This window comes from Aeromonas sp. QDB25, assembly GCF_027707725.1.
Classification (GTDB): Bacteria; Pseudomonadota; Gammaproteobacteria; order Enterobacterales; family Aeromonadaceae; genus Aeromonas; species Aeromonas caviae.
The window spans coordinates 1-572 of the sequence record NZ_JAPCIZ010000250.1; the positions used below are offsets into that span (position 1 = coordinate 1).

Consider the following 572-nt stretch of genomic DNA (forward strand, 5'->3'; position numbering starts at 1 on the left):
CTAGCAGGTGCATCAGGGCAAAGACGTGATCGGTGAAGCCGGCCGTGTCGGTGTAGTGCTCCTCGATCCGCAGGTCGGACTCGTGGTACAGCAGGCCGTCGAGCACATAGGTGGAATCGCGGACGCCGACATTCACCACGCGGGTGCTGAACGGCGCGTACTGGTCGGAGATATGGGTATAGAACAGCCGTCCCGGCTCGCTACCGTACTTCGGGTTGACGTGCCCGGTGCTCTCGCCCCGGCCACCCGCGCGGAAGCGCTGGCCATCGGAGGATGAGGTCGTGCCGTCGCCCCAGTGGGCGGCAAAGGCGTGGCGATACTGGTGGTTGACCAGCTCGGCCAAGGCCGCCGAATAGGTTTCGTCGCGGATGTGCCAGGCTTGCAGCCAGGACAGCTTGGCGTAGGTCAGGCCGGGGCTCGACTCGGCCATCTTGGTCAGCCCGAGGTTGATCGCATCACCGAGGATTGCGGACAGCAGCAACGTCCTGTCTTTGGCCTCGGCCCCGTCCTTCAAGTGGGTGAAGTGGCGGCTGAAGCCCGTCCAGTCGTCCACGTCCATCAGCAGTTCGGTG

The 572-nt window shown here is 64.7% G+C and carries 1 protein-coding gene; it reads right to left on the minus strand.

Features of this window, described 5'->3' with window-relative positions:
- Positions 1 to 572, minus strand: a 572-nt coding sequence (locus tag PG883_RS23770; protein ID WP_270808523.1) for a Tn3 family transposase, incomplete at both ends; no start/stop codon positions are given.